Source organism: Vibrio sp. R11-SG3-ISO3-SZ (assembly GCF_059834345.1).
Map to the genome: position 1 here is coordinate 1 of NZ_JCBDGX010000069.1, position 20,773 is coordinate 20,773.

General features: G+C 49.7%; 20 protein-coding genes. 9 read left to right on the forward strand and 11 right to left on the reverse strand.

Features of this window, described 5'->3' with window-relative positions:
* On the forward strand, positions 1-151 hold a 151-nt coding region (locus AC6R1O_RS08950), incomplete at its 5' end, for a MipA/OmpV family protein (protein WP_500656905.1).
* A gap of 50 nt (positions 152-201) precedes the next feature.
* Positions 202-993: a hypothetical protein gene (locus AC6R1O_RS08955; RefSeq protein ID WP_500656894.1), complete on the forward strand. Its 792-nt coding sequence runs from the start codon at positions 202-204 to the stop codon at positions 991-993.
* A gap of 9 nt (positions 994-1,002) precedes the next feature.
* On the opposite strand, the gene AC6R1O_RS08960 is transcribed toward AC6R1O_RS08955, so the two are convergent.
* Positions 1,003-1,902, reverse strand: a complete 900-nt coding sequence (locus tag AC6R1O_RS08960; protein ID WP_334552215.1) for a LysR family transcriptional regulator — start codon at positions 1,900-1,902, stop codon at positions 1,003-1,005.
* Positions 1,903-2,024: 122 nt separating this feature from the next.
* On the opposite strand from AC6R1O_RS08960, the gene lldD reads away from it, so the two are divergent.
* From lldD to AC6R1O_RS08975, 3 genes are all read left to right on the forward strand, one after another.
* The gene (gene lldD, locus AC6R1O_RS08965; protein ID WP_500656895.1) at positions 2,025-3,161 is read left to right on the forward strand and encodes an FMN-dependent L-lactate dehydrogenase LldD; all 1,137 of its coding nucleotides are present in this window, start codon (positions 2,025-2,027) and stop codon (positions 3,159-3,161) included.
* A 94-nt stretch (positions 3,162-3,255) separates the two neighbouring features.
* Complete coding sequence (locus AC6R1O_RS08970) at positions 3,256-6,090, forward strand: FAD-binding and (Fe-S)-binding domain-containing protein (protein ID WP_500656896.1); 2,835 nt, start codon at positions 3,256-3,258, stop codon at positions 6,088-6,090.
* Positions 6,091-6,209: 119 nt separating this feature from the next.
* Positions 6,210-6,956 (forward strand): dienelactone hydrolase family protein, encoded by a 747-nt coding sequence (locus tag AC6R1O_RS08975; RefSeq protein WP_500656897.1) that lies wholly within the window; start codon positions 6,210-6,212, stop codon positions 6,954-6,956.
* Between the two features lie 84 nt (positions 6,957-7,040).
* On the opposite strand, the gene AC6R1O_RS08980 is transcribed toward AC6R1O_RS08975, so the two are convergent.
* The 4 genes from AC6R1O_RS08980 to AC6R1O_RS08995 all read right to left on the reverse strand — a co-directional run bounded on the left by AC6R1O_RS08980 (position 7,041) and on the right by AC6R1O_RS08995 (position 11,463).
* Positions 7,041-7,823, reverse strand: a complete 783-nt coding sequence (locus AC6R1O_RS08980; protein ID WP_500656898.1) for a pectate lyase family protein — start codon at positions 7,821-7,823, stop codon at positions 7,041-7,043.
* A 9-nt stretch (positions 7,824-7,832) separates the two neighbouring features.
* A complete protein-coding gene (locus AC6R1O_RS08985; protein ID WP_500656899.1) occupies positions 7,833-8,396 on the reverse strand; it encodes a hypothetical protein in 564 nt (187 codons plus the stop codon).
* A 61-nt stretch (positions 8,397-8,457) separates the two neighbouring features.
* Positions 8,458-10,680 (reverse strand): right-handed parallel beta-helix repeat-containing protein, encoded by a 2,223-nt coding sequence (locus AC6R1O_RS08990; RefSeq protein ID WP_500632112.1) that lies wholly within the window; start codon positions 10,678-10,680, stop codon positions 8,458-8,460.
* A 72-nt stretch (positions 10,681-10,752) separates the two neighbouring features.
* Entirely contained in the window at positions 10,753-11,463 is a 711-nt protein-coding gene (locus AC6R1O_RS08995; protein ID WP_500632111.1) for an oligogalacturonate-specific porin KdgM family protein, read from the reverse strand.
* A 266-nt stretch (positions 11,464-11,729) separates the two neighbouring features.
* On the opposite strand from AC6R1O_RS08995, the gene AC6R1O_RS09000 reads away from it, so the two are divergent.
* Complete coding sequence (locus AC6R1O_RS09000) at positions 11,730-12,158, forward strand: pectinesterase family protein (protein WP_500632110.1); 429 nt, start codon at positions 11,730-11,732, stop codon at positions 12,156-12,158.
* A gap of 53 nt (positions 12,159-12,211) precedes the next feature.
* On the opposite strand, the gene AC6R1O_RS09005 is transcribed toward AC6R1O_RS09000, so the two are convergent.
* The 5 genes from AC6R1O_RS09005 to AC6R1O_RS09025 all read right to left on the reverse strand — a co-directional run bounded on the left by AC6R1O_RS09005 (position 12,212) and on the right by AC6R1O_RS09025 (position 16,833).
* Positions 12,212-12,730 carry an NUDIX hydrolase gene (locus tag AC6R1O_RS09005; RefSeq protein ID WP_500632109.1) on the reverse strand — a complete coding sequence of 173 codons (519 nt, stop codon included), beginning with the start codon at positions 12,728-12,730 and terminating at the stop codon, positions 12,212-12,214.
* Between the two features lie 115 nt (positions 12,731-12,845).
* Entirely contained in the window at positions 12,846-14,483 is a 1,638-nt protein-coding gene (locus AC6R1O_RS09010) for a methyl-accepting chemotaxis protein (RefSeq protein ID WP_500626738.1), read from the reverse strand.
* 452 nt (positions 14,484-14,935) lie between these two features.
* Positions 14,936-15,334: a GFA family protein gene (locus AC6R1O_RS09015; RefSeq protein WP_500632108.1), complete on the reverse strand. Its 399-nt coding sequence runs from the start codon at positions 15,332-15,334 to the stop codon at positions 14,936-14,938.
* A gap of 30 nt (positions 15,335-15,364) precedes the next feature.
* The gene (locus tag AC6R1O_RS09020; RefSeq protein ID WP_420378201.1) at positions 15,365-16,165 is read right to left on the reverse strand and encodes a mechanosensitive ion channel family protein; all 801 of its coding nucleotides are present in this window, start codon (positions 16,163-16,165) and stop codon (positions 15,365-15,367) included.
* A gap of 200 nt (positions 16,166-16,365) precedes the next feature.
* Positions 16,366-16,833, reverse strand: a complete 468-nt coding sequence (locus AC6R1O_RS09025; protein ID WP_487902224.1) for a DM13 domain-containing protein — start codon at positions 16,831-16,833, stop codon at positions 16,366-16,368.
* Between the two features lie 459 nt (positions 16,834-17,292).
* Between AC6R1O_RS09025 and AC6R1O_RS09030 the strand changes: the two genes are divergently transcribed.
* The gene (locus tag AC6R1O_RS09030; protein WP_500632107.1) at positions 17,293-17,970 is read left to right on the forward strand and encodes an SDR family oxidoreductase; all 678 of its coding nucleotides are present in this window, start codon (positions 17,293-17,295) and stop codon (positions 17,968-17,970) included.
* A 32-nt stretch (positions 17,971-18,002) separates the two neighbouring features.
* Here the strand turns inward: AC6R1O_RS09030 and AC6R1O_RS09035 are convergent, their stop codons facing one another.
* Positions 18,003-18,806 (reverse strand): AraC family transcriptional regulator, encoded by an 804-nt coding sequence (locus AC6R1O_RS09035; protein ID WP_334552110.1) that lies wholly within the window; start codon positions 18,804-18,806, stop codon positions 18,003-18,005.
* A 99-nt stretch (positions 18,807-18,905) separates the two neighbouring features.
* Here AC6R1O_RS09035 and AC6R1O_RS09040 point away from each other — a divergent pair, with 99 nt between their 5' ends.
* On the forward strand, positions 18,906-19,811 hold the full coding sequence (locus tag AC6R1O_RS09040) for a DMT family transporter (RefSeq protein WP_500629142.1): 906 nt from the start codon (positions 18,906-18,908) through the stop codon (positions 19,809-19,811).
* A gap of 182 nt (positions 19,812-19,993) precedes the next feature.
* Positions 19,994-20,761 (forward strand): DeoR/GlpR family transcriptional regulator, encoded by a 768-nt coding sequence (locus AC6R1O_RS09045; RefSeq protein WP_334552112.1) that lies wholly within the window; start codon positions 19,994-19,996, stop codon positions 20,759-20,761.
* Positions 20,762-20,773 lie beyond the last annotated feature (12 nt).

Here is a 20,773-nt window from a genome sequence, read left to right on the forward strand (position 1 = left end):
AGTAGTCCATCGCCTCAATCGCCACTGGGCACTGGGTGCAGGCGCCTATCTGCAGCAACTCACTAACGATGCCAAACACAGCACTATCACCGCTCAACAAGGGGACGATGTACAAGTGACGTACGGGATCGGGTTAGGTTACTTCTTTTAATTGAGGAAGATATTTAATTAAGGAACACGTTTGATTAAGGAACAAATAGCATGAAATATACGACATCGACATTGCCTGTCACCCTAGACTCCATCATAGAGATTCGCTCCGTTCGCACCGCCCTGCTGCTACTTGGCAGCGTCCTATTAACAGGGTGCAGCTCCAACAGCACCACCAGCTCTATTTTAACTTCGCTGTGGAAAAACGAAGACGCGATCATGGCTGAGCAAGAACGTTATCGCACCTGCATTATCCACGCTGGTGATACCAGCGCGGTCAATCAGCAAGCGCTCGCACTGATGGTCAACACCGCCTTTGAGTCCGACTCCAATGAACTGAAGATCGAGTCGCTCCGTGCTTACTCCGCTGGGGTTTCTCATCAATACAAACGCTCGCAAAGCATTCAGCTCTATCGAGATGCCTCCTTTGCGCTGTGCCAAGCCTATCAATCCGGCATGCTTAGCGAGCCCAAACAGTTCTCTCAATCGGTCGCGAAACTACTCACTCTGCTCACCCATAACGCGACATTAACGCAACTAGACGATGATCAACACACATTGACCCCAGAAAGTGAACGCACCTTCATGCAGTTGCAAAACGAACTCGCCCTAACACGCGATGAACTCGATAGCTTGATTGCGGAATCGACGACGCATGATGCCTACTTGATGGCGCAGCTCGCGATCACCACGATGGCTTTCCAAAGCCTAGAAAAAGAGTACCCCCATTTTTATGATGCTGAGGTGAAGCAAACCGACAGCCAAATGAGCAGTTACCAAGGGATCATCAGCGATTTGAAATCGGATATTCATCAGCTTAAACAGGCATCGGTGCTCGAATAGAGAGCGGACTCAAAAATAGTGCGAAATCGCCAGATATCGGGTGCGGATGTGCTCAATCAACAGCTTGACCTTGTTGGGCGGCTGGCGAGTAAAAGGATAGACGGCGTAAATGCCGAGCCGCTTAGCGACTTGTTCTGGGAAGAGATCAACCAGCTGACCGCTGCGCAAATCATGGTAAACCAAGCAGCGCGGTACATAGGCAATGCCGTGACCACCGAGCGCCGCTTTGCGTAGAGCAGTGGCGTTATCGGTGGAAAAACTGCCGGAGACTTTAACGAAGTAGTGGCTCTGCTTGCCCTTGAACTCCCACTCACTGGCGCCCGTGGTTTGATAGGCGTATTGCAGGCAGTTGTGCTGCAACAGATCGCGAGGCTCAATCGGCTTGCCTTGTTTGGCAATATAGGAAGGGGACGCGCACACCACCCACTGCGAGTCTAAAATATGACGCGCGATCAGGCTCGAGTCTTCCAGGTAACCGGTGCGGATCACTAAGTCAAAACCCCCTTCCAGCAAATCGACAAACTTGTTATCCAGTGACATATCGACCGTTAAACCGGGGTGAAGATTGCAAAACTCCGCCACCGCATCAGCCAAGATCAAATCGCCCGAGATGGTCGGCACCGACATGCGAATGTGACCCGATATACTCTCGCCATACCCTGACACCGTATCGAGCGCTTCTTGCGCGGCTTGCTTCACACTTTTCGCACCTTGCGTCAGTGCTTTGCCCGCTTCTGTCAGGGTCAATTTTCGCGTTGTACGATATAAAAGCTGCACGCCGAGATCGTGCTCCAATCTCGCAATTCTTTTGCTAACTACCGAATTTGTCAGGTTATTTTGCTCTGCTACCTTGCTGAAACTGCCCAGTTCCACCACTTGGGAGAAGAGAATAAGATCGTCTGCGCGCATCGTATTATGTCATTTTTGGAATTAATCATTTTCATTATTTCCCTATACCCAGAAAAAGGAAAGCGATAAGTTCACAATTAAGAAACAATTCAATCACAATGTAACGCCGTAAGGACATCGCCATGATCATTTCCGCCCCTACCGACTATCGCGCGGCCGCTCAACGTGCCTTGCCTCCCTTTCTGTTTCACTATATTGATGGCGGCGCAAATCAGGAGCATACACTGCGCCGCAACTGCGAGGATTTACAGGCCATTGCGCTTAAGCAGCGGGTACTGCGCAACATGGAAGATCTGTCACTCTCTTGCGATCTGTTTGGCGACACCCTCTCTATGCCTATTGCTCTAGCCCCCGTCGGGCTCACCGGTATGTACGCTCGGCGCGGCGAGGTGCAAGCGGCGCGCGCCGCTGACAACAAAGGCATCCCGTTTACGCTCTCGACGGTGTCTGTCTGCCCAATTGAGGAAGTGGCCCCTGTGATGGCGCGCCCGATGTGGTTTCAACTCTATGTGCTCAAAGATCGCGGCTTTATGAAACACGCTCTTGAGCGGGCCAAAGCGGCCGGCGTCACCACCTTGGTCTTTACTGTCGATATGCCCGTACCCGGTGCGCGATACCGTGACCGCCATTCAGGTATGAGTGGTGATTACGCCGCGCTAAAGCGAGTCTGGCAAGCGGCGTGTCACCCAAAGTGGGCGTGGGATGTAGGTCTCAACGGTAAACCGCATGACCTGGGCAATATTTCAGCTTATCGCGGCGAACCGACTCAGTTAGAGGATTACATTGGCTGGTTGGGGGCTAATTTTGATCCCTCCATCAGTTGGAAAGATCTCGAGTGGATTCGTGAATTTTGGCAAGGCCCAATGATTATTAAAGGCATTTTAGATCCTGAGGATGCCAAAGACGCGGTGAAATTTGGCGCCGATGGCATTGTGGTGTCAAACCACGGCGGACGCCAACTCGACGGCGTCCTCTCCAGTGCCAAAGCCCTCCCCGCTATCGCCGACGCCGTCAAAGGTGAGGTGAAGATCATGGTCGATTCGGGCATTCGCAGCGGCCTTGATGTCGTCAGAATGATCGCCCTTGGCGCCGATTGCACCCTGCTCGGTCGCTCATTTATTTATGCCTTGGCCGCGCAAGGTCAAGCCGGGGTTGAACACTTACTGAGCCTGTATGAAAGTGAAATGCGCGTCGCGATGACGCTGACTGGCGCAAAATCACTTGCGGATCTCAATCTCGATGCGCTGAGCCAAATATAATCAGCAAACCGTGCAGCAAGACAGGCACCAAACGACATAATAAAAACAAGTGGTTAGGCCATGATAGCCCCACTCTACACAGCAGGAAGCGGATATGCCCAATACGTTGAACTCTCATCCTTACTCGGCCTTGATTGAGACGCTGAGCCAGCGCCTTGATAAGGATAGACTGATCACCGATGACGCCAAGCGCCTTGCGTATGGCACCGATGCCAGTTTCTATCGCTTGATTCCAAAACTAGTGGTCAAGTTGTCCAACCTCGATGAAGTGATTTGGGTGATCCGCACCTGCCGCGAGTTTGCGGTGCCCTTTACCTTTCGCGCCGCAGGCACCAGCCTTTCAGGCCAATCGGTGTCGGATTCGGTGTTGATCACCTTGACCGATCACTGGCGCGGCCATGAGGTTATCGAAAATGGCGAAAAAATCCGCCTGCAACCCGGTGTGATTGGCGCTGACGCCAACCGTTACCTTGCGCCCTATCAGCGTAAAATTGGCCCCGATCCCGCCTCAATCAACACCTGTAAAATTGGCGGCATCGCAGCGAATAACGCCAGTGGAATGTGTTGTGGTACGGCGCAAAACTCCTATCGCACCATCGATAGCCTGACACTGGTTTTAAGCGATGGCACCGTGCTCAATAGTGCTGACCCAGCCAGTGTCGAGGCATTTAAACGCCAGCGCCCTGACATCATTGACGGCTTAACCCAACTGGTGGCAAAAACGCGCGCTAACCCCACACTCACCGAACGCATTCGTCACAAATATCGCCTAAAAAACACCACAGGCTACGCCCTTAACGCACTGGTCGATTTTGATGATCCGATTGAAGTGCTCGAACATCTGATGATTGGCTCAGAAGGCACCTTAGGCTTTATCGCAGACATCACTTACCACACCGTGGCCGATCACCCGTTCAAAGCCTCGTCGTTACTGGTGTTTGCTGATATCGAGACCGCCAGTCGCGCCGTCACGACTCTCTCCCAATCGCCCGTTGCCGCCGTCGAACTGATGGATGGTCGCGCGCTGAAATCCGTCGCCGATAAACCGGGTATGCCCGACTTTATGTCGACACTGACCACGGATGCAGCCGCGCTGTTGGTTGAAACCCACGCGGAAAGTGCTGATCAGCTCGAGGCGCAATGTGCGCGTGTGATGGAGGCTCTGACCGATTACGCGATTATCGAATCGGTCGATTTTACCCGCGATGCGAACACCGTCGCCACGCTGTGGGGCATTCGAAAAGGCATGTTTCCTGCGGTCGGCGCCGTTCGTGAAGTCGGCACCACCGTTATCATCGAGGATGTCGCTTTTCCCGTTGAGCATTTGGCTCACGGTGTGCGCGATTTGCAGCAACTGTTCGATCGCTACCACTACGATGAGGCGATCATTTTCGGCCATGCGCTGGAAGGCAACCTCCATTTTGTTTTTACCCAAGGGTTTGATAGCCAAGAAGAGATCGCCCGCTATGGTGCGTTTATGGATGAGGTTGCCGAGTTGGTCGCGGTGAAATACCAAGGCTCACTTAAAGCAGAGCATGGCACAGGACGCAATATGGCCCCTTATGTCGAGCTCGAATGGGGTCAGGAAGGCTACCAATTAATGCAGCAAATTAAGCGCTTGTTTGACCCAGAAGGACTGCTCAACCCGGGTGTCATCATCAACGACAACCCCAACGCGCACCTTGAGGATTTGAAGCCGATGCCTGCGGCGGATCCGATTGTCGATCGTTGCATTGAATGCGGCTTCTGTGAGCCGGTCTGCCCATCGCGCACCTTAACGCTTTCACCTCGCCAGCGGATTGTGTTGTATCGTGAGATCCAGCACCGCAAACGCCATCAACTGCCTAGCGCGCATGAACTAGAGCAGGTGTTTGAGCATCAAGGTTTGGATACGTGCGCCGCCACCGGATTGTGCGCCGATCGCTGCCCGGTGGGCATCAACACGGGTGATCTGGTCAAGCAACTGCGCAGTGCTAAGTATCAATCCTTCACGCCAATTGCACGTTGGACAGGGGATCACTTCGCCACTACGACCACGTTAACCCGCGCCGCGCTAGGAGCAAACCGTATCGCCTCTGCCCTGCTACGCCCTAACAATATGGCGGCGGTCATGAGCCAAATTCGCCGAATCACCAAAGGAAAAACGCCACAATGGTTAGCAGAAATTCCCACCCCAAACCGCCACCGCGTCGATAAGGCGATGGAACTCTTGGTCAAATCCGATAAAAAAGTGGTCTATCTGCCCTCATGTGCTTCAAGAACTATGGGCCAGCAAGCGGATAACCCAGACTCGCGCAGCTTGACTCAAGTCACGCTCTCGCTGATCAAAAAAGCAGGCTTTGAAGTGATCATTCCAGACCATCTCGACAACCTCTGCTGTGGTATGCCCTATGACAGCAAAGGAATGACGGATCTCGCCAAGCAAAAATCCCTACAACTGGAAAAAGCGCTCTACGCCGCCAGTTACCAAGGGGAGTACCCTATTTTGATGGACACCAGCCCGTGCGCGAAGCGCAGCATTGAGCACTTTACCCAGCCGCTGACCATCGTCGAGCCGACGGGTTTCGTTCATCGTTACTTGCTGCCACACTTAACGTTGACGCCCAAACAAGAAACCGTGATGTTGCATGTCACCTGTAGCGCAAGACGCATGGGATTGGAAGCCGACATGCTCGCGCTCGCCAAGGCGTGCGCCACCGACGTCGTGCTACCTGAGCACATCGCCTGTTGTGGCTGGGCGGGCGACAAAGGCTTCACCACACCGGAGCTCAACCAAGCAGCACTCGAATCACTCAAAGCGCAAGTTCCCGATGGGTGTCGCCGCGGATTTAGTAACAGTCGCACCTGCGAAATAGGATTGTCCCATCACAGTGGCATCCCGTATCAATCGATTCTGTACTTGGTGGATGAGGTGTCGACGCCGTCCTAATCCTCCCCTATAAAAACATGGCTTCGATTTGCGCTCTTTGTGCGCCGCTTACGTAAGACAAGCGATAACGTATTTTGACTCGATACGTACTAAGCTTGTTGAAACAACGGAGGTGAACAATGAAAAAGAGAATCGGGTTAGGGTTAACGCTGCTGAGTAGCGCGCTGATGAGCGTCAACGCGTTGGCAGGCGAAAGTAAAATTTACAATGTAAATGGTAGTGAATACGAGGGCTACTGGTCCAAAGCGGGTGACGATGCCCCGTTAGTCTTACTGGTGCACGACTGGGATGGGTTGACCGATTATGAAATGAAACGGGCACAGATGTTGACAGAGCAAGGCTACAACGTCTTCGCTGCGGATTTGTTCGGCAAAGGGATTCGGCCTGAGAAAATTGAAGATCGTCGCCAACACACTGGCGAGCTCTATAAAGACAGAGACAGATTGCGTGCTTTGATGCAAGGCAGTTTAGACTTTGCCGCTAGCTTAGGGGGCGATGTCAGCAACGCGGTGGTCATGGGTTACTGTTTTGGCGGAGCCGCAGTTCTTGAATCGGCGCGTGCAGGCATGCAAGCAAAGGGTTTTGCGACGTTTCACGGCGGCCTATCGACGCCTGAAGGACAATCCTATCAACAAACTAAAGCGCCTATCCTAGTGCTGCATGGTACCGCGGACACAGCCATTACCATGGATCAATTTGCCGCGCTCGCAACCGAGTTAGAAGCGACCCAAGTGCCCCATGAAATGATCACCTACAGCGGCGCGCCCCACGCATTCACCGTGTTTGACAGCGACCGCTATCGAAAAGACGCCGACGAAAAATCGTGGCAACGCTTTGGTGAGTTTTTGGCCTCAGTGACACAGTAATAGACGCGCTGTCAGAAACGCAATGAAGAACAGCAGCCTCCTTCCAGATGGCTGCTTTTTTGTTTGGCGACAATACCGTTTGAATTATTGACTCAGCTTGCCCGCACCAACCTTATCTTTCAATATGTTAAGCAACTCTTCGGGTGCTTTGACATCATAGGCGTAGTGTTGGCTTGGGTGCCAAAAACGCGCCTCTTGAGCCGGATCTAGCGAGATCAGCGGCGCATTGCTTTTGCCTTTTTTCGCCTTCGCGTGGGCAACCTCGTTCAACTCAACGGGCTGACCGTTCAACCAGTTGTTGTGCGCGAAGTAATAAGAGCCGCACTTTGCTTCGCTCCAACCCGCATTAAGACACTTCTTCTTGTTGCTTTGGCTAGAGCTGTAACCAATCAAGCCAACCTTATCGTGATGCTTGAAGTGGTTGTTCGAGACCGTCACTTTGGTTGACGCGCCAACGATATCGATCAAGGCGTCGTGGTGTTGCACTTTTTGCGTCTTTTCGTTGTATGGAGCGTCCCCAACGGGTGGGAAGCGATCGTCAGTCCGTTCACCATTGCTAAAACTGTTGTGATCAATCCAAACCATAGACGCGTTTTCTACTGTGATGTTGTCGTACTCAGAGTTCCAACGTCCTCCGCGCAGCGCGCACCCGGTTGGATTGACCTTGTCATCAACAAACGTCTCACTGCAATTTCCTTGACCAAATTCTTTTTTGTCGACTTTAAACGAATCTCTTGGTCCCCACCCAGGGAAATCATCAAACGCATCGGTAAAGCGAAGGTTTCGGATCACGATATTTTGCGCATGATAGTTGTACGGTTTGGCTTGATTCTTTTCTCTGTCATAGCGCAGTTGACCTAATCGCAACTGACCATGCTAAATTTCCGCGTCGGTGCCAACGCCAATCAGTGATGTATTCGAGCCGACACGCAGCACGATATGGTTGTTTTGCTGGCGACTAAAGCATTGACGCAGAGTTTCCAGTTCACCCGTTAACTCCGGCGGACGACCGTTTACAAGCGATTGTTTGTTCCACTCTTGCGGACGATAGGCCTGATAATAAGCGGCATAGAAATCGTCGTAGCTATCGTATGGCGCGTCACAACGTGCCATATACTGCTCAGGTGCGATGGGTTGACCTGTCGCATCACTGTTCAAATCGATGGAACCTTTGACGTAAATGATTTTTGCCTGATGAGATGGCTCAACCCACACACCCTCTGCGGCGATGCTTGGTTGACCCTCGTAGAGTGCATCCATCAGCTCTTGACGGTTGGTGACTGTGGTGATTTGTGTCGCGCCGCATCCCCCCGTCACACCAGTCGCCCAGCCTGTTGCACCAACAGAGCTTGGCGTCGAATCGGTGTCAGGTGAACACGCTGCCCATGTGGGTAGCGCCAACATGGTACATGGAAGAATGAAAAGTGAGGCGATTTTCATCGTGTTGTACTCCATAAAAAGCGATAAAAAAAGGCTTAGCGTTTGCTAAGCCTTTCGGTGGTTAGGGTTGTGATAACAACGCTTTTAAGCGCATCGCTTCCGATTGACCGGGAACCGGTTCGGTAGCGGAAATTTTCGATGCTTTTTTCAGCTCCACCAAACGCTGCGACTCTATCGCCTGACCTTGGTCATTGACGGTAATGCCATCCGCAAGCAGGTAGTTGTTCTGCTTCACATCCGCGTTCACCACATCACTGTAGTCACTGTCAACAAAGAAGCGGTATGACTGGTTACCCGTAAAGGTACCCTGCTTCACTGTCTCTGTGTATGGACTCTTACGTACGAGGAAATTGAAACGTTTGTTGTCGATAGACACGTTATTTTCCAATTGCAATGCACCCGGGTTGAAGTTATCGGTAAAGCCGTCCATGTGGTTGTGGAAGGCTAAGTTGTTGCGCACAATATGCGCCACAGGTAAACCTTCACCGCCGAGCTTAAAGCCATTACCACGTGAACCGCCTTTACCTGCTACTTCAAGCGTTTGTCCATTTTGGTACGCAACAGAATCTAGAATAGTCACGACGCCATTGGCACCATCTTCAACCTTGTTGAACAAATCCCAGCCATCATCGATGTTGTGATGGGCAACACAACGGATAAAGGTGTTCCCGTCACCGATGCGCATTTTGGCAGCAAAACCGTCAGCATTGATTTGTGACTCATCCATGTTGTTGTAGCTTTCGCTGTTTTCCACCACGTTGTAGCTTGCCCACAGTGCACGGCCAATCTTCGCCTGTGAGGTGATTTGGAAACCTGTGTCAGGTGCACTGTGCGTCACAATGCGATCAAAGTGGTTGTGGCTGCCGTGAACGATATAGCGCGCACCTGCCACCTCGATATTCTTCACATTCCAGTAGCTGGCGTCATGCAAAATATCGCCGCTAAAGGTCACGCCATCTTTTGCGATCAGATGCTTGGGTTTATCTTGGGTACCACTCACAGACACTGGCAGCGTCAAACCTGGGTAGACACCCGGCTCTAATGTGATGGTACCACCCGGTGCCACTAGCGCTACTGCGGCTGCAAGATCAAGCTGGCTGTTAGGGCTAACGGTGAGGTTCATTGGATCGCTCACCGTGACTTTTTCAACCGATTGAACGTAGCTTTTCGCGCTCAGATCCGGCCCTTCGACAGGGGTATAAGTCACAGTAAATTGCGCTTGGTTGTGCTTGAGCGTGGCATCATAGTTGAAAAACTCACCGGCACTGACCGCCACGTTATCGACCAAGGTCTGACCGTTTTGGCTCACGCTGAACGTGCCCGAGTAGTTGGCACGCGACTGCAAGGTATAGTTATCAATCGCACTGCGATCAGGTGACGCTTGTTGCAGCACCACGTCTTCTAATGTGGCTTTGTACAACGGCGCATCAACTGTGTTGGCTGGAGTTAGCGTGAGATCCACATCGCTGACGGTGATTTTTGCATTTCGAGAGGCAAAGAAACCGATATATTGGTAATTCGGATCTTGCACTTGAACAATATTGGCATTCGCACCTTTGATCTCTTCGCTCTGCTGCACTGTGCCATCATCATAGGTGACAAGGTAGCCGCTGTCGGTACGTGTTAGCGACATTTTGTAGGGCTTATCTGAGCCAAATGGCACGCCTTTAATGAACTCATCACGGCTCATACGGTTGCCGCCCGTACCCCAAGGTTGGTAGATACCTTCACGGTAATTGGCGTTGATGTTCACCAAACCATTGGTCGCTTTTTTGTTTGCACGCAGCGCATGCATCACCATGTTCGATGCCGAAGGAAACTCTTCCAAACCTTCAGGTTGAGGATTCAATCTTGGTTCACCAATAATATCGCGTACCATGATCCCAGCCCCTTCTTGGCGGTTGGGTTTTGAACCGGTTTCAGGGCCAAGCTGATCCAAGGTGATGGTCGCAGACAGGGTGAAATTCACATCGGTTGGGATTTTGGTGTAGTAAAAAGTCACACCTTCATGAGAGTTAGCGAGCTTGCCGCCACGGCTTTCAATGGTAAAGGTGTCCGCCAAAGCACCTGCGGTGGCCGGTTGGCCATTAACGAGCACTTCATTGGTGCCGACTTTTTCCGGCAGTATGGTTGAACCAAAGTTTAAATCGGTGGATTGACCAAACGTAATGGCCTGCCAAGTGAGCGTATCAGGAGAGAGAGATTGTGATTGTTGCGTATCGGTCGCACATCCAGTGATAGACATCGCCGCCGCGATACACAGAGCAATGGGCGTTTTTTGCATAATGGGTATCCTCATTTAAACCCTATTGGCACCGGAGTACCAACAGGGTTTTAGGTATCGTCAAGATGGTGATTAGAAGCTGTATTTCATGCCGATACGGTAACGAGGTTTCCAAGCATCTTTCTCAGAGCTGTTCTCTTTCTTATCTGGTGTCACACCAAATTCAGCAAACGGATACCATCCGCCACCCATTTTGTACTCTGCTTTGAAGTTGAATTCAGTAAATCCGTCACTGTCACCTTTCCACACATCTTCACCCTCTTGTTTCCAGGTGTAGTCTGACGATGCACTCAGCGACCAGTTGTCGATGCCTTTGTAACCTAGGCCCACAGTCCAACGGTTGTAGTGTGAGTTATCGTCGCCACCATTTTTGATCTCATAGTGGTAACGATGACGGAAAGATGTCGACCAATCGTCGTTAATTTTGTAACCCAACGTTAGGTTAAACTGGTGGGCATGTTTATTACTGCCCGTTTCCCATTTGTACTGAGGGGTTAGAGTAAATTGGCCATCAAGCTTCCAGCGGTAGCTGATGTTGGCTTGGTTACCCGCATCAACAAACTGGTCGAAGTCAAAGAAGCCGTCACCACTTTGCCACTTAGTTTCCACTTCCCAACCGACACCATTCGCATGGCGATGGGAAACCGCGATACGGTCTTTATGGACTTGGTCTTTGCCCTCAAATTTAGGCGTCCACTCGTGACGCATATTGATAGAGACCGCATGCGCCGCTGTACTGGTTAGTGCGAGTAGGATAGCAGAAGTTATAATTTTATTTTTCATTTCGAAACACCGTTTTGTTCTCGTTAAGTTCAATTTAACTTACGCCTTAAAGACCCTTGTTTGAAAGTGGTATTTAACCAAAACGTGATCAGTGAAACGATGTTTTAATAAATTACGTTACTAAATGTGATTTAAATAATATTTACTAAACTCCTATAAATTAATATAAAAACACTTAGTAAAGGCAATTCAAAAAACCTGAATCAGATCACAATAAAACAGTGTTTCTATTTATTTTCAATGAAATAAACAAAAGAATTTACAGCGTGAATAGATTGGTAATTCTTGGAATCGGAGCGACGTCAGCCCTGCATATTGTCACAGCAAACAGTATGATGGATGAGAACGGGAAGAAGTTTGGCACCTTTGGCAGTCGTACGGTCAGTGTCGATGCCGCTGACTTTCAAGCTCGAAGCCTCATGATAGAAAATGGCTTTGATTTCCCACAAAACCAAAAGAAAGCAAAAGACGATCCAGGCCGCCAGAATGGGACTCAAGCGGTGGCGTTGCTTATTTCCCATCAAGGGGATCGGGCTCAATTTCGAGATGTTTCCGTTAACAGTTATCAAGACACATTATATTTTCGTGCAGGGCGCGCCTATTTTGACGAATCACAAATCAGTGGCACCGTCGATTTCATCTTTGGTCATGGCACCGTATTAATTGAGCGCAGCGATATCATTGCTCGATACTAAGATAGTGCCATCATGTCAAACGAGCATGGGGGCTGTACGAAACCCATGTTCGCTCACAGCATCTCTTTGGCGATCAGTTGCAGCAAGAAGGTTTCGCGCTCGATGCTCATGCCCTTTTTGTCACTTTGCTCCATGGTTTTCTCGTTGTGAGCGATGGCATCGTGGATATTCATCCACACAGGTTTCATCCCGTTTTTTATTTCATAATCTTCGTAGGCCGTCTCACCGAGCTCTCTGTCCACCTTGCAGGTGTAGCAGTAGGAGATCATGTGCATCACATCGGCGTCATCTTTGTACCAAGGACGAAACTCTTCATATAGGCCGAATGGCTTGATGGCGTGAATATTTTGCGCGCCGGTTTCTTCTTGCAGTTCGCGCACCATGCCTGCGATGACATCTTCATCGGGATCGAGGCCGCCACCAGGGATAGTGTAATCGTGGTAACGCGCGGTATAGAGTAAGAGGATATCCTCTCCACTAATGACAATGGCTCGTGCAGCATTACGCTTAAACACAGTTTTTTCGTCTAGGTGATCAATATCGGGGTGAAGAGTAGTTCTAAGGTGTCTCATAATGAATCGCGCAGCTCTGATGGATGTTGCTCTAAATAATGGGTCGTGATTCTATCATCAGAGCTGGCGATTTACCTCAGTTGTCGAAAGACGTGCCTTGTGTGTTGAGAGACGTTTATGCCAGCTTGAAGCGCTGAATCATGGCCAGTAGATCATTGGAGACACGGTTCAACTCTTGACCTGATGACGCCATTTGTTTTGACTCTACCGACACTTCTGACGCCATATCACGCAGGCTGACAACATTGCGGTTGATGTCTCCGACCGTGACCGTTTGTTGCTCCGCAGCCGTTGCGATGTGCTGGTTCATCTCCTCAATCGTGTGTACCTCTTTGTTGATGAGATTCAGCGCATCTCCCGCTTGGCTCGATAACGCAGACGCACTGCCCGCTTTTTCAGCGCCTTGGTTCATCACCTCCACCACATTTTTCGCACCGGCTTGCAGTTTTTCAACAATACTCTGGATCTCTAATGTCGACTCCTGCGTTCGCACCGATAGCGTTCTTACTTCATCGGCGACCACGGCAAAGCCTCGACCTTGTTCACCGGCGCGCGCCGCTTCAATGGCGGCATTGAGCGCCAATAAGTTGGTCTGCTCAGCGACGCCTCGAATGACTTCCAGAACCGTGTCAACGTTATTCGCATCGCTCGCTAGTTGCTGCACCACCTCTGTTGCTGCTTCGATTTGCTGTGCAAGTTCATTGGCGACCGTGACATTTTGACTAATAATTGCGTGGCTATTCGAGGCTTCTTTCGCCGCTAATCCACTGGCATCATTGGCCTCAACGGTGCGACTGGCCACTTCTTCCACCGTCGCGAGCATTTGAGTCATCGCCGTCGCCAACATATCGACGTCGTTTTGCTGCTGGTTCAAACTGTCATCAATATGATGCACCGAGTGTGTCAGTTGCGAAGCGGATGCTGAGACTTGAGCCCCGGCATCGCTGATGCTCTGCATGATGGTCTGTAGTGAGGCAATAAACTGGTTGAAATAACGCGCAAGTAATATCAGTTCTGCACTGCCCTCTTCCGGCAAGCGCTGAGTCAGATCGCCTTCACCTTTTGACAACTCACGCATCGCTCTCACCGTGCGTTTAATTGGGCTAGTGATGGTTTTTATGAAGTAACCGACAATCAAGGATAAGACCACCAATATTCCCAACGCGTAGCTCAATGAGGCGATTTCCGACATTCTGGTTGCATTTTCAAGCGCCACCATGTTCATCCCAGACCCTATCATCCAACCCCAGGGTTCAAACTGCATCACATAACTGGTTTTCGGATCGATGGTGTTTTTATCTGGATTCTTCCAAGTGTAGTTGACGAAGCCGCCACCACTTTGCGCCATCTTGTACAAGTCTTTAACAAAAAAGTGTCCAGAGCTGTCTTTGAACTCCATGATGTTTTTGCCTAGCAAAGAATCGACACCCGTTGCCAATTGGACACCGTGTTTGTCTCCCACGAAGATGTAGTTCCCCTCGTCAAAACGCATTGCAGAGATCGATTGAAGGGCGTTCTTTTGCCCCTCTTCCAACGTCAGCTCGCCACTTTGGACTAATTCGTAGTAGCGATTGGCGACACCCATCGCGCTTTGCACTAAGGTTTCAACCCCATGCTCGTAGTTGTAACGCATGTGCTCTCGGGATTTGTCGATGTTAAGTAGAGTGTTAACAATAAGCCCCAGCGCGAATAGCGCTAGGATTGACCATGCTCTGACCGCAATGGACACGTCCTTGATTTTTAGTGGTTTCATACCTGTTTTCCTAGCCATTCTGAATCGATTTTATCGTTATTGCTTTGAACTGCTTCCAACGTCACACACTGGGTATGATGTTGAATTCGTCGCTGTTGTTATTATTTTGTAAATTTAGCACTCTTTTTAGGGCTCGATATCACAAAACACTGAATACAGAGCGCAACATGTCCTATTAATAATTCAATAGATAAAACCCTCTGATTTAGAGCATTAGCACCATGAATGATTAGCATTTTATGCTGGTTAATTTCCATACTGGCATAAACATCGGAGCATCCTACTTTTGAGACGGCGTGATGACGATCGCTTTATCTGTTGCATAACAGCCTCTCGAAATTGGATTTACCGCGACAGGGAATAATTTTGAAGTGGCTATTGCGTTGAAAATGAAGATGCGTTACTGATTACAGGTTGAGCAAACCCAATCCCGAGGATCTGCTCGGCATGTTCTAAGACCTATCGGCGGGGTGGTGCACTCCGTCCATCGTCGTTATGTCGCCAAGATCAAACGGGTTCACCTCTTCAAGGCATCCGACATTGTAGCCATACTCTGTCGGGTCCGAACGGCGCTTATGATGAGTGTAGATGCCACATATTTTGCAAAAATAGTGTTTTGCTGTGTGGGTATTAAATTGATAGAGAGTCAGGCTCTCTTCTCCTTGCAGTAGGGTGATCCCATCCAATGGCACAGAGGCCACTATCGCTCCTTTACGACGACATAAGGAGCAATCACAACGGCGCGGTTTCTCAATCCCATTAGGCAAAGAGAGCGCCAGTTTAACCGCACCACAGTGACAACTTAGCGAGTGTGTTTCTTTAATTGTTGTCGGACCCACTTGCTTGATCATGCTTTCCTCCTTGAGAATTTCTTGATAACGCTACGGCGCTACCTTAGGAAAACGCTGCTCATACAACGCCATAAAATCCATACGAATCCCCTGCTCTAGATGAGACGCTTTGTCTGTAGGGCAAAAGAGAGTGAACTGAACAATTTGCTCACCCGTCGCCGCACTAGTGACCGCGATATGAGGCTCTGAACCGGGCAAATCGACCCCCGCTCGCTTTTCAATAATGGCATTGTATCGTTTGGCGACTTCACTAAAGTAATGAATGCGTTCATTAATTTTATCTTCGACATCTTTAAGCATCGGATAGAGATTGACAAAATCCGGCACGATGATTGAGAAATGGTGGAACACGTACCGCTTCATGAAGTTCAAGTTTTTGACCGGATAGGTAAAAAATAAGCTGTTTGGTAAGGTGATGGTCTTGCCTGTGTAGTTGTACTCACCGTGATAGATATCAATCTCCTGAATCACGGTGGCCATCAAATTGTGTTCGATGACTTCACCAGTACTTTTGCCCACTTCGATCCAATCGCCCATGCGAAACGAACGCGAGCTCGCACGCTGAATGGAGCCAGTGAAACAGAGGATAATCTCTTTTGAGGCAACCACAATGGCCACCGCAATCGCCGTCACTGAGAGGGCGAATTCACTGATTTCCGGTTTCCACAATGTGAACAGCAACACCACAGTGACCGCAAAAGCAGCGTTTTTTGTGCGATACATCCAGCTGCGTTGCTCTTCACTGACAAAAGCCACGTCACCACGAATCTTAGCCAATACCACGCGACGAACCAAAGCAATCAGCAAAATAATCAGCGCTGTAAAAACCATTTTGTGAGTCAACAGGAAGTCAATCACTAGGTGAATTTTGTCCACACCAAACCTCGTTATGTTGCACAGTGCCCATCGCCTAGCACCGCAAATATTATTTGTCCTTAGTGTACTGAATACCTAACCATACAAACAATGGATGAAGAGAATAAATAAGTGACTTTGACCAAGGGGCTCGTGTTTTGAACGTCAAACACGCTTTATTTGTAACGGGCAGAAGTAATAAATTCTTTGAAGGTTTCACACCAGACGATCACCGTGTTGTACTCTTCCACATGGACGCCAGCAGGAATAGTGAGATAAAAACGCTCGAAGGTGTTCACATCCCCAATCAGCACCATTTCTGCCTGAAGGTCCAAAAACGACGCTTCGCTTTCCACATATTGAGGCGAAAGATAGAGTTTATAATCTGGGCCCGGTGCAAGCTGACCTATAAACCCGATAGCATCTGGCGTAATCGACACAGAGCCCTCACCCCAATGAAGAAAATCACTGTCTTGGCGTGCTCTATCAAATGTGGCGCTGTAGAGCGCGGTATGAGACAAGGCTTTAATCTGACTGATATCTGGAGACGGAGGCTGGGTAATAATCGGCAATGCGTAGATACCCAGTCCAATCCCCGCAGCAAACACCAAGAGATGGCTGAGTAACCCCAACAATACTCTCATCTAACACCTCATCTCCTTGTCATCATCCAAATAAGCGTAATGGTATTCGCCAAATTTTTCAGTTATTTAGCAAGGTGTTTAATGAGATTGTGATAAAGATTGCATCCCGCCCTTTAAGTGATTGAGTAGAGATAGGAACTCGATAGCGTGGTGACCTTACACAATTTTGAAGTGAGATCACAGTTTAGGAAGAATAATCGATATCATTATCAACAATTATTTGGCAAACCGAGATCGCTCTTCTAGATTTACAAAGCAAATCTGGCGCGAAGCGTGTACAGACTAACAACGACATTGGCTAATCACATCCCCCCTCACTGAGCTCAAATTAATGCGCAGCGAGGGGGGATTTTTGTTTATGTACCCGAGTTAGTCAATTCCTGTGTATGTTGACCAATTCTTTTCACTGCGCCTCTGTTAGACTTCATCCAAACCGAGCAACACCAACATAAGGAAAGGATGATGAAGATACTGGTAACTGGCGCGAGTGGTGGAATTGGTTACGCGCTGACGCAGCAGCTCTGCGCCCAGCAGCACCAAGTGTTTGCCACCGGAAGAAATGCAGCAGCACTGGCCACCTTACAACAAGAGACCGGATGCCATGTCGCAGCGTTTGATCTTGCCGACGCCAACCAGTGCATAGCGCTATTCAAGCAAGCGACCGACACCTTAGGTGGGCTAGACGTGCTGATCAATAACGCCGGTATGAACAGCCGAAAGTGTGGCCTTGATGAGTTCACCCTAGAAGAGTTTGACCAGCAATACGCGATCAACCTACGTGCTCCCGCTCTTCTTTGCCGAGAAGCGCTACCACTGATGAAAGCGCAGCAATCCGGCTACATCATTAACGTCGCCAGTACCGTGGCCAAACGCTCCAGTGAAACCATGGGGGTATATACGGCGATGAAGCAAGGATTGGCAGGTCTGACGGGCGTATTGATGAAAGAAGCGCAACCACACGGCATTAAAGTCACCAACTTATTCCCAGGTGGTACAGACACTGGATTTCGCGCTGCAAGTCGCCCTAACTATATGCAGCCCGCTAGCGTGGCACAGACCGTCCTCACTTTATTGAACCTACCCGACGATGTCGTCATTCATGAAATGGTCTTTAGACCGCCAGTGGAACTGGAGTAATCCGACCTACTTGGCTCACGCTTGCGGCTATCTTAGCCTTTGTCCGGATGAAGTAGTTTGTTCTTGTATTGCTCTGGCGTTTGGCCAGAGTACTTCTTAAACATGCCAATAAAGGGGCTGGCTTGGTTATATCCGAGCGTCAACGCCACTTCTTTCACCGAGTGACCATTACGCAGCAGTTCCATCGAATGCAGATAACGAACGCGCAATCGCCACTCGGTAAAACTCATCCCCAGCTCGGCTTGGCAGTGACGGGCTAACGTGCGTTCTGTGGTATGGACGCGCTCAGCCCATTGCGACAAGCTCGTGTTATCGATGGGGTTCTCTTCCACCGCCGCTAGAATCGGTGCTAAATATTTATGATCGCTCGAGGGCAAGAAGTGATGCTGAGTATCTCGGGTGGCTAATTGGTCAAGCAGCACCTGAACCAAGCGTTTATCCGCATCAGAATCAGCAACGTTGATGTCTCGCTGACGAAAATCATCAATGATCGCGGAAACAATCGGCGTCACTTTAATCAGGCTGGTTCTATCTGGGAAATTTGTCGTCAGCGATTGCGCCACATTGAGAGAACAGTAGGAAATAGGTTTGCGATTGTAACTGGTGTGACGAACGCCCGCAGGCACCCAAATAGCCAAATGGGGCGGAGCCAAAAAGCGCGTATCTTCGGCTTCCATCTCCAATATTCCACCACTGATCAGTTGAACTTGCCCCCAAGGGTGGCTATGCATACGCGTTTCTGTATTCGAAAGAAACGCCTCGAAATTCATAAATACGTCTGATGGTGCCTTATCAATGGATAAGGAAGGATGAAGGTGTTTTGCCGATTTTCTCAAGATTGTCTTCCTATGACGCGCAATGTCTTTATGGAGATATTTATAATTATATAGACCTGTCACACTCAGTTCCACTGATTACTTTGCGATGGGGCTCACATGAACTACTTACTTCCACTGTTTACCGTATTCATTTGGGGCGGGAATACCATCGTAACCAAACTGGCCGCCAGCCACATTGAACCCGGTGCGATGAGTTTCTATCGCTGGTTTGTTGCCGTGGTACTTCTATCGCCTTTTTGTCTTCCGAGCGTGGTGAAACAGTGGCACCACGTCAAACCACACCTGACGAAACTGGCGTTTCTTGCCATGCTGGGCATGGTGCTCAACCAGTCGCTCGGTTACTACGCAGGCTTAACAACGACCGCCTCGAACATGGCGCTCATCACCTCTTTGGTGCCGCTGCTTAGTGTGTTTCTGAGTGTCCCCTTGCTGGGTAAATCGATCTCTGCGGTGAGTATTCTCGGTGGCGTACTTTCATTAATCGGCTTGAGCTATATGTTGGGCCAAGGCGATATGACCTATTTCCTCCATCAAGATATGACGCCAGGAGACGGCTTGATGCTGTTAGCCGCACTTTGCTACGCCGCCTACTGCGTGTTGCTTAAACGTTGGAAAATGCCGCTCTCAAACTGGGTCATCATCTATTTACAAGGCGTGTTTGCACTCATGATGCTATTTCCACTGCTCGTCACCAGCGCGTCGCCAATACCCAGTAGCGATGCTCTGCCGCTTATCGCTTACGCTGGCATCGCCGCCTCAGTGCTCGCGCCTTGGATGTGGGTCAAATCGATAGATGCGATCGGCGCAGACTCAAGCGCAATGTTTATGAACTTGTTGCCGATCTTAGCGGTGACATTGGCCTCTGTGTTACTGGGTGAAACTATGCATTTCTATCACCTTGTCGGTGGTTTGATGGTGATCACCGGGGTCATTTTGTCGCAGCTCAAACTGGGGCGTGACAAACCGCTATTGGCATCACCTGTGGCCAAAGAGACGGCCTAGTTGCACACTCCGGATGCGCGAGTCCGAGTTTTTCCGCTGAAAACTTAAACTCGTCACGCGCGTTTTTGTGAACATTTTCTGAAAACGCGCATACTTTCACTTCGAACGACCAAGTTCATTGGCTTTTCTCTTCGACTGTCCGTACACTTCTGTGTTGTACGCCATTTAATAAGGAAGTGAATTTGAAAGCATTAAAACGTCATCAAGAGATCATCGAGCTCGTTCAAACCCAAGGTTTCGTCAGTACCGAAGAGTTAGTTGAGCGTTTTGATGTCAGCCCACAAACAATTCGTCGTGACTTAAACGAGCTGGCCGAGGCGAACAAGATCCGCCGTAACCACGGCGGCGCGACCATTGTCTCAAGCTCAGAAAATTCTTCCTATCAAATCCGTCAAGTGTCTCACCAATCGGAAAAAAGCAAAGTAGCACAAGAACTTGTGACTCACATCCCTGACGGTGCCACCTTATTTATCGACATCGGTACAACGCCTGAAGCCGTCGCACGTGCACTGATGAGCAAGCATCAAAACTTACGTATCGTCACCAACAACATCAATGTCGCCACGCTATTAATGAGCAAACCGGACTTTAAAGTCATCTTGGCAGGCGGCGAAGTACGCGGTAAGGACGGCGGTGTGACGGGTGAAGCGACACTGGATTTCATCTCCCAGTTCCGCCTCGATTTCGGCATCTTGGGCATCAGCGGAATTGACTTCGATGGCTCATTGCTGGATTTCGATTATCATGAAGTGCGCGTCAAACGCGCAATTATGGAAAATAGCCGTTGTGTCTTTCTTGGCGTCGACTCAAGTAAATTTGGCCGCAATGCGATGGTAAAACTGGGTACCTTGGCCGACATTGATTTAGTCATCACCAACGAAGCGCCGCCGGAAGAGATTGCGCTGTTTGCACAGGAAAACGACACACCGGTTATTGTTGTCAGCGGATAGTGAGACCCCATC